The organism is Natrinema sp. CBA1119 (assembly GCF_002572525.1).
Lineage (GTDB): Archaea > Halobacteriota > Halobacteria > Halobacteriales > Natrialbaceae > Natrinema.
In genome coordinates, this window is the sequence record NZ_PDBS01000001.1 from 4,073,139 (window position 1) to 4,087,412 (window position 14,274).

Genomic DNA, 14,274 nt, shown 5'->3' on the forward strand with positions numbered 1-14,274 from the left:
CGCACTACAGATCGTGTTCGTCTATTTCGTATTGGGGAGATCATAGTGGAGGATGGCGACGCTGATCGCCCCGTAAGTGGTTCTACCGACGGTAAGATTCACCATCGGATAGAGCGTGAAAGAATGCGGAGAGCGGATGATTCCGGTCGGCTTCACGAGCGTTTCTTCGATAGCCACTGTCCAACGAAGGCCCCTATACCGCCGAAGAGCGAACCCATACCGATCATAAACGGATACACTAGTAGGAACCCGAATGCGTATTGGAGAGCGATAGACCCTAGCGGGAGAGCAGCCGATTGAGTACCGATGCGAAGAATAAGGGCCAGTGGGCCCAGAACGAGAATCGGTAGTCCGCCGGCATACCCACCAGCTTTCAAAGCATCTCGGCGTGTCCCGCTCTGAAGGAAGCCAGCAACGAATCCTCCGACGATTTGGCCGGCTCCAGCTGATGGAGCTGATGGGGCAACCAAGGTAGCTATACTATAATCTAATCCAATTATATTAATAAATAAACATACTAAGGCACCACAGAAGATAGGGGCCGGAAATCGCCTGGTAAATAGCGATTTGAATATCAAACCCCGTATTCTGTAAATCATATTTCGTAAACACACGGCCTGACGAGGAGCCGTCGGTCACTCCGAGAAGATGTCGTCCGGCGAGAGGGCCTCGAGCGGACCGACCGGTTCGCCGGTAGTCGCATACTGGTAGAGGGCGGCGCGAACGATCATGCCGAGGACCTGCGTGACGACGATCGTCGCGACGAGCAGCAGGCCGCCGACCGTGCCCATAACGTATGCGGCAACGCCCGTCGCAGACAGGTACGCGGCGGCGAGGAGGCCGATGCCGACGAGTGCGACCGGGAGTAGCGCCAGCCCGATGCCGAACGTCACGGTCACGCTCTCGCCCCACGTTCGAGCGAAGGTGTCCCCGCTCCGTCGCAGATCCGACCGGAGCGTATCGGTCCGATCAGTGACGATCACCGGGACGGCGAAAAACGTCAGAAGCCCCCACGCCAGGTCGAGGATCGACCGGGTGAGCGTCCCGACCCCGGGAACGTTGTCGTTCAAGATGGAGAGGAGGGTGCCGACGGTCGCGGACAGCAGCCCCCACTTCGCGATCCGACCGCGGACCGCCCACGCGGCGGCCAACCCGTCACGGACGGTCGGCTCCTCGCCGGCGAACTGTCGGGTCGCACAGTGGACTATCGCGGCGTTGAAGAAGATGCCGACGCTCGAGGCGACGGCGAGGCCGACGAAGATGACGCCGTACTTGACGAGCCGGTTCGTGAACACCGAATCGACGAGTCCGTAGTGGAGTAATGCGACACCGCCGACCGCGTACGCACTTCCGACGACCGCGAGACTCAACAGCGGAAGAATCGCGAGTCGGGGGCGGTCTCGAAACACGTCGATGCTGGCGTCGATAACCGCCAGCCCGCGTCGAAATCCGTCGAACATATTTCCGACTTCTCTGTGTGAATATATAATAGTGTCGTTGCGTTGACTCTCAGTCGTCACGAGAACGCTACTGTGAGGAACGGGGACGGACTCGAGGGTATTTACGGCCGCGTTACCTAGCCTCGCGGTATCGATGTACCAGGACATCCTCGTTCCGACGGACGGGAGCGACGGAACCCGTCGGTCGCTCACGCACGGACTGGCGATCGCGGAGCGATTCGACGCGACGATTCACGCGCTGTCGGTCGTCCCCGAAGGGCCGCTGGGGACGCTCCAGACCGACGAAGCGATCCCCGCCGCGGAGCGGGCGGTCGAGCGGATCGAGGCCGAAGCGACGCGGGAGAGCGTCGACGTCGTGACGGCGGTCGAGCAGGGTGTCCCCCACGAGGCGATCCTCGCGTACGCTGACGACCACGGGATCGACATGATCGTCATGGGAACGCAGGGCCGGACCGGACTCGATCGGGTGCTCGTCGGCAGCGTCACCGAACGCATCGTCCGAATGGCCGACATCCCGGTCGTCACCGTCCGCCTGAACGACGAGATTCGGATCGAAGACGCCGACGAAGCCGCAGAGATCGCCCGAAAGACCGCCGATCAGGAGGGGTACGACGGGATCCGCGTCTCGGATGATCCACACCGGACCAGCGCCTCCTGGATCGTGCCCCTCGAGACCGACGCGGGACCAGTCCACGTCCACGTCGACGCCGTGACGAGCGAGGCCCGGGTCGCCAAGGGACCCGACACCGAGTAGGGACTGCAACGTGTATTCGAGTGAGCGCGCGCTCGTTATGCGACGATATCATAGCGGTTAGCCGTCGAATTCTGTCTCGAGCGGCTAAGTGCCATCGCTTGGTGACCGCGTAGCGTCGGGTATCGAACGACGTTACTGGAGTACGTGCCAATTCCCTGCGCTCAGGAACAGCGAACCGAGTGCTTTCGGATTGAACTCCGGTATGAAGCCGTGACCGCTTGACGGGGCGGTTGCCGTTACTCACCGGCGGTGATCTGTGAGAAGCGGTGTACAGCGATTCGACTGTTCGATCGAATCCATCGCTCGTAACACTACACCTTGTGCAAACTCAGACGCTTTACTGCCATGATAGTCACGTACACGACGAGCGGGAGAACGAGACCGAGTCCGATTATATTCGCAACGATCCCGACATATGGAAACTGTGGTATCAATTGAGAGACATCGATGATGTTTCTAATCGTATGCCGAAGGAGTAAATAGAAGAGGACCCCGACTCCAGCGCCCTCAACCGCGAATATCACGATATACCTGTTTTTCACATCCGCGAATTTCTCCGAGAGTACATTAACCTGTATGGCCACATATCAATCCGGACACATTCGATCTAGCGGGAAGCGTCTTCCCCGATCTGTCGGTCAGTTCGTCCAACAAAGGCGAGACTAATCCGTGGAAATGAAGCAGCGAGACGGTACCTGTCGCGTCGTTCAAATAGCAGCCGGATTTTCACTTGCGAAGATCCGTCGCGAGAAACGGCCGAGGGTGGAATTTGACCCACGCCTCCGTCCCTGCTGCGCTCGTTCGCGGGCTACTCGAACTCCCACTTCAGCTGCCGACGCTCACGTCCGTTCGCGAGGAGAAAAGCCAGGGCAGGGATTTGAACCCCGGGAGTCTCGATTACAAGTCGAGTGCATGAACCGCCCATGCTCCCCTGGCACAGGTCGTCGGTTAGCCGTCCTCCTTTGAATGTGTATCGTTTTCCTTCCGGTCCTCGAGCGAGCGCGACATCGTGACCCGAAACTCGTCGTACCCCTGGCGACGGTAAAAGCGGCGAGCCGCCTCGTTGTTTGCCATCACCTCGAGTAACAGTTCGTCGGCACCCCGCTCTGCGACCGACTCCTCGGCCGCCTCGAGCAACGCGGTACCGATCCCGCGACCGCGGACGGCCGGCTCGACGTAGATGTTCGAGAGCATGCCGCGGGTGCTGTCGAGTTCGAGGGTGCCGCGTTCGATCGAGACCGACGCGAAGCCGACGATGTCGCCCTCGAGGCGGGCGACGAGCAGCCCGTCGGCGACCTGATAGGCCCCGAGCGTCTCGCGCATCGTCTCGCGGTTCGCGTCGGCGCGGACGGCCGACTCGTACCGGCGCTGATCGCGGGCGAGTCGGACCCACAGGTCCGTAAGCGTCTCGAGGTCGTCCCGGGAGGCGGGTTCAATCGTCGGCTGCGGGTCGTTCGGGGGCATTCTCGAGTGCCGTGACGGCGGGGAGTGATTCGGCGGTGAGCATCCGCAACGCGGCACCGCCGCCGGTACTGACGTGGGAGAACCCGTTGACGCCGAGTTTGCGTAGTGCGGAGGCGGTGTCGCCGCCCCCGACGATGCTCATCGGACTGTCCGTCGCGGCGTCGTAGAGCTGTCGGGTTCCCGTCTGGAAGCGCTCGTCTTCGAAGACGCCGGCGGGACCGTTGAGGATCACCGTTTCCGCGTTCGCGAGGATTCGCCGGTAGTAATCCAGCGTCGACTCGCCGATGTCCATTGCGGACTCGCCGTCACCGGGCGGGAGGGCATTGACGCCGAGTTCGTGGCGCTCGTCGTTCCGGGCGACGGCAACGTCACGGGGCAGTGCGATCCGGTCGCCGTACGCGTCGAGCAGATCGGCGGCGCGGTCGATTTCGTCCCAGTAGCCCTGATCGTAGATGTAGTCGGAACTGGCGTCGCCGAGATCGACGCCGTCCGCGATGAGAAAGACGTTGCCGACGACGCCCGCGGTGAGGACGTGATCGGCCAGCCCCTTCTCGAGGACGGACCAGGCGACGTCGATCGAATCGGGCACCTTCGCGCCGCCGAGGACGTAGGCGCGGGGCTCGGGCGTCTCTTCGATAGAGCCCAGCACGTCGAGTTCGGACTCCATGACGCGGCCGGCGTAGCTCGGCAGGACGGTCGGTAGGCCGACCAGCGAGGGCTGTGAGCGGTGGGCCGCGGCGAAGGCGTCGTTGACGTAGGCGTCCAGCACCGACTCGAGTCCGTCGACGAGATGCGTTCGGGCAGCCCGTTCGGGCTCGAACTCCATGTACTCCTCGCTGTAAAAGCGGGTGTTCTCGAGAACGAGACAGTCGCCGTTCGAGAGTCCCCTGACGGCCTCGCGGGCGGCATTGGTAAAGGTCGCGTCAACGTAGTCGACGGGGTGGCCGAGCAGTTCCGAGAGGCGGTCGGCGTGGGATTCGAGGGTGACGAAATCGTCGCTGCCGGGCCGACCCTGATGGGCGAGGACGGCGACCCGACCGTCGCGCTCTAAGAGTTCCGAGAGCGTGTTGACGTGAGCGCGCAGTCGGGCGTCGTCCGCGAGCGTGCCATCATCGCCGATCGGACTATTGACGTCGACGCGAACACCGACGGTAGTCCCTTCGACGTCAAGATCGTCGAGGGTCGCGATCATTATCGATCCGTGCACCGCGGCCCCCGAAAGGTCTTTCTATCGGAGAGATAGGGCTCGGCGACCGGTGACACGGATCACGCCGCCGGCCGGCCGGGGTCCGGTCACACCGACCGACAGTCCGTACAGACGAGTTGGCCGTTGGCGTCCCACAGCTCGTCCGCGAGCGAGCCGCAGGCCTCGCAGACGCCCTGGGTGGTGTACTCGTCGCCGCCGTTGGGGAGCGCTCCGCCGTTGCCCGCCCCGCTCGCGCGGGCGGCCACGGGATCCGCGAGCTCGCGATCCCGATCGACCGGCGGCTCGCTCGAGCGGGTGGGGGTCATCGTCGCCTGGAACGAACTCGCAGCGGCGATCACGTCGCGCTGGGTGACCAGGCCAACGATCCCGTCGTCGTCTTCGACGATGACGTTGCGAATGTTCTGTCGAGCCATCGTGGTGGCGACGTCGGTGAGCGACCGGTCGGGACCGACCGTGATGACTGGAGTCGTCATCGCCTCGTCGACGGTCGTCGTGGCGGGATCGCGTTCGTCGTCGACGAGACCAAGCACGTCCCACTCGGTCACGATGCCGATTGGCTCCGAACCGCGGACGACCAGCGCACAACTCGTCCGTTCGTCTCGCATGAGGGAAACGACATCGAGAACGGTGTCGGACTCGCTGACACCGACGTAGTCGCTCGTCAGGATTTCTCTGACTGACAGTTCCGATTCCATGTGTGAACGCATCCCACGAACGGGCTAAAAGCTACCTCCATCACGCTTAAGCAAATCGGCAACAAAGTTCTCCCCTTCCGGAATTCATCCAGGCTACTGTACCGATGTTCCCGGAGCAATCACAGGGCGGGTCCCGGCCGGACCGAAACCGACGATCACCGGTCCGTTTCAGGCCGTCTCCCACTCGAGTTCGACTCTTGTCCCGTCGGCCCGGCAGGTCTCGAGCGCGTGTTTCGCATCGTAGCCCGCCTCGTGGGCGCTCTTTCCGCGACCGACGCCGACCTGCATCTCGACGTCGACGGCCTCGGCGACGTGAGCGGCCGCCTCCTCGTAGTCGGCCCGCTCGAGGTCGGGGCAGACGACGATGACGTTGTCGCCGCCGACGAAAAAGGAGAGGCTGTTTTGGGTGTAGCGCATGTGCCGCATCAGTTCTGCGTACCCCTGTTCGATCTCGATGAACGTGTCGAAGGCGTTGAGTTCGTCGGTGTAGTTGCCGGTCGCGTCGATCACGTCGAAGTGTGCGATCTGGATGTCGTCGTCGGTCCGGTAGTCGTCCGCGATGGCCCGGCCCTCGAGGCACTCGCGGCGATTCTTGTCCTGTGCGCTGCCGGCGTCTTGCAGGCATTCGGTTGCGTCCGAGAGTGCCTGCACGGGGCTCGTGCCGGTCGCGACACCGAGACTGAGCGTCACGGGGTACCGGTTACCGACCGATTCCTGGAGGAGCGCGTGGTCCTCGAGCGAACAGCCGTTCGTGACGGCGATCATATTGTCGAAGCGAGTGAAGAAGGTGTAGCCGCCGCGGTTGCCGACGAACTGGGAGATATCTGCGAACAGTCGGGACTGCATCGTCTGGAGGTCGGCCTCCCGTCGGGGTTCCGGCGTCACGGTCCACGGCCCGTAGTTGTCGATCTGAACGAGCGTCACCTGCGTGTTAGTCACTGTGACCGATTCTTTCGAACGCCGTCGTATAAGTGATACGTAATCCAGATTCGTGACGCGACTCGGGAACCGGGCCTCAGGCGGGTTTCTTCTCGGGGTTTTTGCCCTGCGGGTGGTACTTCCAGAAGTTACCGGCGCGCATCGCCGCGCCGACGGCCTTGTGCATGTCGACCATCGTCTCGAACTCTTCGGGTTCGACGTGCTCGAAGATCTCGCTCATCGGGACGACGGTCTCGTAGTTGATCCGGATCGGATAGTCGCCGTACTCAGCGACGAACTCGTCGCGATCCATCGGGAAGTCCTCCTCCTCGTCGACCTTGTCCGCGATGATCCGCATGTCGAACTTGCGCATCCCCTCGCTGCCCTCCTCGCCGTCGGGATCGACCGGCCAGTTGCTGCTCATACCCGACCGTGTGCAGGGGACCCGCAAAAGGATTACTCTCCGTCGCCGTCGGCTCGTCGCCGATCCGCCCGCTCGACGCCGGTCAGTTCGAACCGCGTCCCACCGTCGTCCCCGTCGGCGATGGTCACCGTCCAGCCATGGGCTTCGGCGATCCGGTCGACGATCGAGAGTCCGAGGCCGGTCCCGCCGTCGGTGCTCGAGTAGCCGCTCTCGAAGACGCGGTCGCGGTCGTCCGCCGGAATACCGGGACCATCGTCCTCGACGGCGAAGCCGCCGCCGGTCTCGTCCGCGAGATCGTCCACGGTGATCGTGACGCTCGGGCGGCCGGGTCCGATCGAGCCTTCAGACCTGCCGGGGTCTGAACGGCTCGCAGAGCCGTTCTCCACGGTATCCCGATGAGTCTGCGAGTCGGGGTTCGTCGAACCGTGTTCGACGGCGTTGCGGATCAGGTTCTCGAGGAGCTGAGCGAGTCGCGCCCGGTCGGCACGAACGACGGCATCCGTCTCGATTCGCAACGCGGCGTTGGCCGTCTCGACGTGGCTCCAGCAGTCCTCGGCGAGCGTCGCGAGGTCGACCGATTCGACGTCCAGCGACGGATCGCGTTCCCGTGCGACCGTCAGGATGTTCTCGATCAGGACCGACATCCGGTCGTGCGCCCACGCGACGTCCTCGAGATCGTCGGCGGCGCAGTCACAGGTCTCGCGAGCGATCTCGAGTCGCCCCTGCGCGACGTTCAGCGGGTTGCGGAGGTCGTGGGAGACGATGCCGGCGAAGCGATCGAGCCGTTCGTTTTGGGCCCTTAGCTCGTGTTCGCGCGCTTTGCGCTCGGTTATATTGCGCAGGACGCCGACGGTTCCCTGGATGCGACCGTCCTCGTCCCGCGGGAGGAGCGCGATGTGGTTCTCGTTGGGCACGCGTTCGCCGTCGGCCGTGATCGTCTCCATTTCGAACGAGGCGTGTTCGCGTTCGTCCGATTGTATCAGTGCACGAATCTCCGCCTCGGCGGTGGCGATATCGTCGTCGTCCATGATGATCGAAACGTGTTCGCCGACCAGTTCCTCGGGCCGGTACCCCGTCGTCGTCATCTCGGCGTTGATCGGCGGGACGACCTTGGTGAGGTACCCCTCCTCGTCGAGCGCGTACACCTCATCGGGGATCGTCTCGAGGATCGTTTCGTCGAGTTCGAGCTCTCGTTCGCGGGCCGTGCGCTCGGTGATATCTCGAACGACGCCGGCGACGCCGCGGTACTGGCCGTCCTCGATGGGCAGTAACGAGCAGTGATCCTCGCAGCGAATCGATTCACCGTCGCTCGTTTCGACGGAGATCTCGTAGGTGCGCTTGCGCTCGGCGGTCGCGTCGGAGAGCAGCGACCGGACGCAGTCGGTGCCGCGTTCGACGGATGGCTCATCGAGCAGGAAGGAAACGTCCTGGCCGATGATTTCGTCCTTCTCGTAGCCAGTCATCTCCGCGTAGGCGTCGTTGACGAACGCGTACCGGCCCTCGGCGTCGACCGTATAGACGGGATCGCCGAGGGCGTCGATTATCGTCTCGTATCGCTCGAGGTCGCGCTCGCGTTCCTTTTCGTCCGTCACGTCCTGGACCGTACAGATCAGATCGCCGTCGCCGGTCGTCGACAGCGAGTGGGCTTCGACGAAGGTGCTCCCGTCCGATCGGAGCCCCGTCGTCTCGCCGTACCAGTCGCCCTCGGCCATCACCGTCGGGATGATCACGTCGCGGGCGTGCTCGATCTTGTCGTCCGGATACAGTTGCTCCCAGTGCTTGCCGAGCAGGTCGGCGGGCTCGTAGCCGTACAGATCGGCGTACGCCCGATTGACGTAGACGAATCGTCCCTCCTCGTCGAGCAGACTGATCCCCTCCCGTGCGGTTTCGATGGCGCGGAGCTGGCGCTGTCGTTGCAGGCGGCTCCGCGTCGTCTCGACGGCGGTGCGGACGGTCTCCGCCAGCGTCGCGTACTCGGTCGCGTCCCGCCGCAGGTAGTCCGTGATGCCGGCGGAAATCGCCTCGCTCGCGATCGCTTCGGAGCCCGCGCCCGTGAACAGCACGAAGGGACAGGCTTCGTCGTCAGCTCGGACCGCATCCAGCAACGCCAGTCCGTCCGAATCGGGGAGCTCGTACTCCGAGACGATGCAGTCGACGTCGGTCCCGGCGAGGCGCTCGAGTGCATCGCTCGTGCCGGTCGCATCGAGCGTTTCGATGGCGTCGTCCGCTCGCTCGAGGGCGTCGGCCGTCTCAGCGAGGCGCTCCGGGTCGCCGTCCACACAGAGGACGCGAACCGGCTCGATCGAGACGCTCTCGTGTCGAGATTCGTCTCGGTTGCTCATGCCCTATCTCTCGGTACGGTGTGGATATAGATTTGGGCCTCCGGTTCGGTCGCTCGCTCGTTTGGACCGAACGAGATGGCGGTCAGGCCTCCAACTCGAGGACGACAGTCCCAACTGGACGTCACTGCATATCCGATCGCACGACAGTAGCGCGGTTCGGAGCGAGCGCGGTTCGGAGCGAACGGAGTGAGCGAGAACCGCGGGGATGCGAACGGCGAGCAAAGCGAGCCGTGAGCGAGCACCGCGAGCGAGAACCGCGGACTATGCGATCGGTATGGAAACCGTTTCAGTTGACACTATAGCCGGTCGGTCGGCGGGTCCGATCGAAATGACCGCACACCACCCGTCGACATCGCTCGCTGGCCGGTTCGGAACCGGGGTCTCTCGAGTGTTGGTGCCGTTAGACATCGCTTCTCCGAATCCGGGTTCGCAGTTCGGGTACGTTCGTCTCGGTATCTTGTTATACGACGAGATTCATTCTCGAGGTCGATTCCGATGACGCAGCCAATCGAAGGCGAGACGAGAACATACGAGCGAACGTTCACAGTCGAAGATGTACAGCAGTTTGCGGACCTCACTGGTGACGATCAATCCCGTCATACCGAGCCGGACGAAGACGGACGGGTGATGGTACAGGGATTACTGACCGCGACGCTCCCGACGAAACTGGGTAGCGACAACGAAGTGTTGGCCAGTACGATGGAATTCAACTTCCATCGGCCGGTCTACACCGGCGAACCAATCACGTGCCGATCGACGTTTGAGACAGTCGAGGAACGAGACGACCGGTACGAATTCACGTCAGCCGTTGTCTGTGAGAACGCGGATGGCGAGACCGTGTTGACCTCATCGACGAACGGAATTATTTGGAAAGACGAGTAACTCGATCAAGACGGTACCCACTGAAAGTCACTGCATGCCCGAGCGATACGATGGGCGAACGAAGTGAGTGCATCGCAAAGCGAGCGAGGACCGATCGATGCCTCGCACGATCCCACCGCCGCGCTCTCGAGCGGACTCGAGCGTCGGTGATTCGAGGTTTGGGGTTCGGGGCGGCTCGAGGCGGGGGACTCTCTTTTCCCCGTAGTAACAATAGATATAAGTCCCAATAGGTCAACAATCCAAACGGAAGTCAGTCTCGAAACGCAGATGCGAGGGGCTGCATCGAAATGCCCCGGGTGGAACCAACACCCGAGACGCGGCTTCCAAATCCACGGAGGATTCGGTTGCCATGATTGCGTTCATTCTACCGGGATATAAACGTCCCGCACGACCGTCGAATCGCCCGACACGAGTAGCGTCCTCGCCGCAACGACCGAGGCGCAGTCGCGATGGATAGCAGTTCGGACGCGAGCGACGACGACGAGTCGCCGTTCCCCGACTGTCCGCGCTGTGGCGACCCCGTGCTGTTCTCGGTTGCTACTGGTCCCCACACCGGCTCCGTCGCTCCCTGTGGTTGTTCGGTCCCGCCGGATCTCTTTCCGAGCCTTCGCGAGGAGTAGGTCGGGACCGGGCTCGAGCCCCGACGATCAGCCGGCCGGTCGGCGGGTCCGATCGAATCACCACACACCACCTGCCGACATCGCCCGTCGGACGGCCGGTTCGGAACCGGGACTCGAGTGTATCGAATCTTTGCGAGCCAAACGCTTTTACGAATTGTCCGGAAACCTATGCATACAATGGCCAGTTCGACGCGCAATGATGGCGTCCACGACGGCGAGATCCGTCTCTGGCGCGAGGAGGATTGGTGGATCGCCACGGACGTAGAAACTGGCGTTACCACGCAGGGACCGTCTCGAGGAACCGCGCTCGAGAACCTCGACGAGGCGGTTGCACTCCACCGCGATGAGATCGGAAGCGAGCCGACCGAGGAGGAACTCCGCGACCTGGGGGTCGATCCCGACTCGAATACGACCGGGGATCGAGAACCGCCGGATGTCCTGAAATAGGGATGAGTCGGCGCACGTTTTCCCTTCTATTCTTCTCCAACCGCCTCTTCGACGATTTCGATTTCCTCGTCGGTTAGTCCGTAGAGTTCGTAGACGATTTCGTCGATCAACTCGTCCGTCTTCTCGATCTTTTCCTTGAGTTCCTCGGCTCTCGCTTTCGTCTCGAGGTAGCTTCCCAACCCTTCGCGAACGTCGTCGACGGCGGGCAGGGTGAGCTTTTGGAGTCGGTCAACCAGCGAGTTGTTCTTGGTAGTGATCTCGGGGAAGTTTGCGTAACTTTCGGGAAATACCACTCATATAAAAATTCTTAAGCTTAGATCAATTCAAATACTGATCTTCGTGATATCGCAACAGGATTTATAGGTAGATACTGTCTCGGTTTAGAAAACAATGGGAGCGGGATTATCAGAGAATGATGAAACAAACAGAGATCCACCAACAGTCTATCAGGTTCCAGTAAAGACGGAAGACGACGAGCCAATTCGAATAAACTTCAAGCGAACGATCGTCGACGGAGTCCGCCGAGAGCAACTCGCGGATCTCTGTGAAATCCCTCTCGAGCATGAGACGCTTCGGGTGTGGGGAAATACAGAGGACGAACCGGCAGATACCGGTGATTATCTCTTATTTGCAGATCGTGATGGGCGTCACGGGGGCGACTATACGCATCTCGCCCGTATCGATCACGCGACGATTCTGGACGAGGAGACGGCAGCGGCGTTTACGAACGCGATCGGTTGGGGAGAGGTGTCGGACGTTTCGTATCAACACGTAATGTTTCTCGATCCGATATACGAGACGACTCTCGATCGCGAGGGGTTCTGGGAAACGCTCGGGTTCCGTGGATGGCCAAATGACACGTTTAGCGGCATCGATTTCGGTCGCAGTGGATCAACGTTCTTTGCAGAATACGACTCGATCGAGGCATTTCTCGAGCAGATCCGCGGCAACAAGATCTATCCGACCGAGTTTGCCGTCGAAACCGAATCGGCCGACGAATACGAGACGCTCGAGGCGGCGATAACCGATATCAGAAGTCGACTCGAGGAATCCTCCGAAAACACGTCGTGGCTCAAAACCCGTCTCGGGGAAGCACTCGTCGCCGAGTGGTCTGCTTCACTCACTGGATTCAAACCGTCCGGTACCGTCTCCACGAGCACTGCTACAACGTTCGATCAACTTCGATCCGTCTACGAGTTACTCGAACCCGAACTCGAGGAGACTGCCGCCGAAATCGGTGTCGGCTCTCACTACTCGTTTTCGCCGGCAAAGACGCTCTTTCTCTGTTGGGTTCGCATTCTTCAGGAGGAAGCCGACGATACCGGGAGTGTCTTGAGTCAACCTCGGCTGAACAGTATTCTTCGCGATACCTACACTGTGGAGACTGAGACGGAAACGGAGCCGGTGGCTCAACCGACTGATAGCACTCATCCAGTGCTATCACACATTCGAGCGACGTCACCAACAGTATACAAGTTCACTGCCCCGTGTGACTACTGGCTAACGAGTATCGAGTACAGCGCGGTGTCGTCCGGAGAGGAATATCGGAGCCGATGGGAAGACTTCTCGGAAGGCGATGTCGCGATTCTCCATTCCCGCGAAGAGCCGTCGAACGAAGAACTCGGCCGTCATCCAAACGGCATAATCGGAGTCGGAATTCTCGGACGGACGTTCGAGAAAGAAGAACCGTGGTGGTGGGACGAACACGAACGGGGGGAGTCGTATCCGCTGGTTGCGATGTTCGATCGGCTATTCCTTACCGGCTCGATTGACGATATCGATACGTCTCGATCGATCACTGAAAAGACAACGTCGGAAATCGATCGGGAGTCCGACGCGCTAACAACGGATCTCCTCCCGATCGCGCAAGCCAACAGCATCTGTGACGAGGTCGCCGGTATCGAATTCCCGGTCCAGTCACAGTACGCGACGTTTCGAACGGACGATGGTGCGATCGATCACGATCGGCCAGTGGCCCTCATCGAGGCGATCGCGGACACGTTGAGTGAGGCCTCAGCGATCAACGTCCACAAACAGTATCACGGTTCGATCCCGCCCGAAACGCTCGACGGTCTCTACTTCCCAGACGATCAGGGCGATCGGATTCTCGAGCAGATCACGACGGCACTCACATCCGGGAAACACGTTCTCCTGACTGGTCCACCGGGAACCGGAAAGACGGAGATCGCTCGCCGAGTATGCGACTCGCTATCGGATACGCTGCCCTACCTGTACTCGGATTTCGAAATGACGACGGCGACTGCCGACTGGTCGACCTTCGATACGGTCGGCGGGTACATGCCGAACGAATCCGAAGGAGATGGTGATAACCTCTCGTTCACCCCGGGGATCGTCCTCAACCGACTCAAAAACACCCGGACTGAGACGCAATCGAACGATTTACTCATTATCGACGAACTGAATCGTGCCGACATCGACAAAGCGTTCGGCCAACTCTTTACGCTCCTTTCGGGGCAATCGGTCCAACTGCCGTACACCAAAAACGGTCGTGAAATCGAACTCACAACGACCGACGAGATCGCTGGACGTCCCGCAAACCATCAGTATCTCGTGCCGAATTCGTGGCGTATATTCGCGACGATGAACACCTACGACAAGACCTCGCTCTACGAGATGAGCTACGCGTTCATGCGCCGGTTCGCTTTCGTTCGGGTTCCCGCTCCTGAACTCCCCGAGGATCCAGCAGACGATGATCAGTTAGAGCAACTGATCTACGACTATGCAAACGCGTGGGATCTCGATCTCAATCGCAACGAAGCGATGGCTATCGGTCGCGTTTGGAGGGAGACGAACCATGCTGTTGAGGAACGGTCGATCGGCCCCGCGATAATCGAAGATATACTCCGATACGTCAATCAACATTCCGAGGACGAACTCGAGTACCATCTCACCCAAGCGGTTATCAGCTATATCTTCCCGCAACTCGAGGGGGTCCCGAAGCGACGGACAATCGTTCGGGAAATAGCGGCTGTCAGAGAGATCGATGCGTCGCTTCTCGAGCAAGCGGCACGAGAGATGCTACAGGTGACTATAGCGACGA

13 protein-coding genes, 1 tRNA gene and 1 pseudogene are annotated in these 14,274 nt (G+C 61.1%); 5 read left to right on the plus strand and 10 right to left on the minus strand.

Annotation, left to right across the window (positions count from 1 at the left end; translation table 11 throughout):
- Positions 1-152 precede the first annotated feature (152 nt).
- Entirely contained in the window at positions 153-599 is a 447-nt protein-coding gene (locus CP556_RS19980) for a DUF5518 domain-containing protein (protein WP_098727210.1), read from the minus strand.
- Positions 600-635: 36 nt separating this feature from the next.
- Positions 636-1,460, minus strand: coding sequence for a DUF6159 family protein (locus CP556_RS19985; RefSeq protein WP_098727211.1), 825 nt, complete (start codon positions 1,458-1,460; stop codon positions 636-638).
- 133 nt (positions 1,461-1,593) lie between these two features.
- Between CP556_RS19985 and CP556_RS19990 the strand changes: the two genes are divergently transcribed.
- Positions 1,594-2,214 (plus strand): universal stress protein, encoded by a 621-nt coding sequence (locus tag CP556_RS19990; RefSeq protein ID WP_098727212.1) that lies wholly within the window; start codon positions 1,594-1,596, stop codon positions 2,212-2,214.
- An 862-nt stretch (positions 2,215-3,076) separates the two neighbouring features.
- On the opposite strand, the gene CP556_RS20000 is transcribed toward CP556_RS19990, so the two are convergent.
- The 7 genes from CP556_RS20000 to CP556_RS20030 all read right to left on the minus strand — a co-directional run bounded on the left by CP556_RS20000 (position 3,077) and on the right by CP556_RS20030 (position 9,264).
- Positions 3,077-3,150: transfer RNA gene (locus tag CP556_RS20000), tRNA-Thr, on the minus strand.
- A 12-nt stretch (positions 3,151-3,162) separates the two neighbouring features.
- Positions 3,163-3,678, minus strand: a complete 516-nt coding sequence (locus CP556_RS20005; protein ID WP_098727214.1) for a GNAT family N-acetyltransferase — start codon at positions 3,676-3,678, stop codon at positions 3,163-3,165.
- On the minus strand, positions 3,647-4,870 hold the full coding sequence (locus CP556_RS20010) for a phosphoglycerate kinase (RefSeq protein WP_098727215.1): 1,224 nt from the start codon (positions 4,868-4,870) through the stop codon (positions 3,647-3,649). The genes CP556_RS20005 and CP556_RS20010 overlap by 32 nt, the downstream gene beginning before the upstream one ends.
- Before the next feature lie 101 nt (positions 4,871-4,971).
- On the minus strand, positions 4,972-5,580 hold the full coding sequence (locus CP556_RS20015; protein WP_098727216.1) for a CBS domain-containing protein: 609 nt from the start codon (positions 5,578-5,580) through the stop codon (positions 4,972-4,974).
- A 168-nt stretch (positions 5,581-5,748) separates the two neighbouring features.
- Positions 5,749-6,519, minus strand: a complete 771-nt coding sequence (locus tag CP556_RS20020) for a GTP cyclohydrolase III (RefSeq protein ID WP_098727217.1) — start codon at positions 6,517-6,519, stop codon at positions 5,749-5,751.
- 76 nt (positions 6,520-6,595) lie between these two features.
- Complete coding sequence (locus CP556_RS20025; RefSeq protein ID WP_098727218.1) at positions 6,596-6,922, minus strand: DUF5785 family protein; 327 nt, start codon at positions 6,920-6,922, stop codon at positions 6,596-6,598.
- A 32-nt stretch (positions 6,923-6,954) separates the two neighbouring features.
- Positions 6,955-9,264, minus strand: coding sequence for a PAS domain S-box protein (locus CP556_RS20030; RefSeq protein ID WP_098727219.1), 2,310 nt, complete (start codon positions 9,262-9,264; stop codon positions 6,955-6,957).
- 495 nt (positions 9,265-9,759) lie between these two features.
- Between CP556_RS20030 and CP556_RS20035 the strand changes: the two genes are divergently transcribed.
- The 3 genes from CP556_RS20035 (at position 9,760) to CP556_RS20040 (ending at position 11,213) form a co-directional block, all read left to right on the plus strand.
- Positions 9,760-10,146 (plus strand): MaoC family dehydratase, encoded by a 387-nt coding sequence (locus CP556_RS20035; protein WP_098727220.1) that lies wholly within the window; start codon positions 9,760-9,762, stop codon positions 10,144-10,146.
- 449 nt (positions 10,147-10,595) lie between these two features.
- On the plus strand, positions 10,596-10,766 hold the full coding sequence (locus CP556_RS26135) for a hypothetical protein (RefSeq protein WP_176548250.1): 171 nt from the start codon (positions 10,596-10,598) through the stop codon (positions 10,764-10,766).
- A 177-nt stretch (positions 10,767-10,943) separates the two neighbouring features.
- Positions 10,944-11,213: a type II toxin-antitoxin system HicB family antitoxin gene (locus CP556_RS20040; RefSeq protein ID WP_098727221.1), complete on the plus strand. Its 270-nt coding sequence runs from the start codon at positions 10,944-10,946 to the stop codon at positions 11,211-11,213.
- A gap of 26 nt (positions 11,214-11,239) precedes the next feature.
- Here CP556_RS20040 and CP556_RS20045 read toward each other — a convergent pair.
- Positions 11,240-11,488: pseudogene (locus CP556_RS20045) on the minus strand (restriction endonuclease); the annotation flags it as partial.
- A 115-nt stretch (positions 11,489-11,603) separates the two neighbouring features.
- Between CP556_RS20045 and CP556_RS20050 the strand changes: the two are divergent.
- A partial coding sequence (locus tag CP556_RS20050; protein WP_098727496.1) for an AAA family ATPase occupies positions 11,604-14,274 on the plus strand: 2,671 nt, incomplete at its 3' end.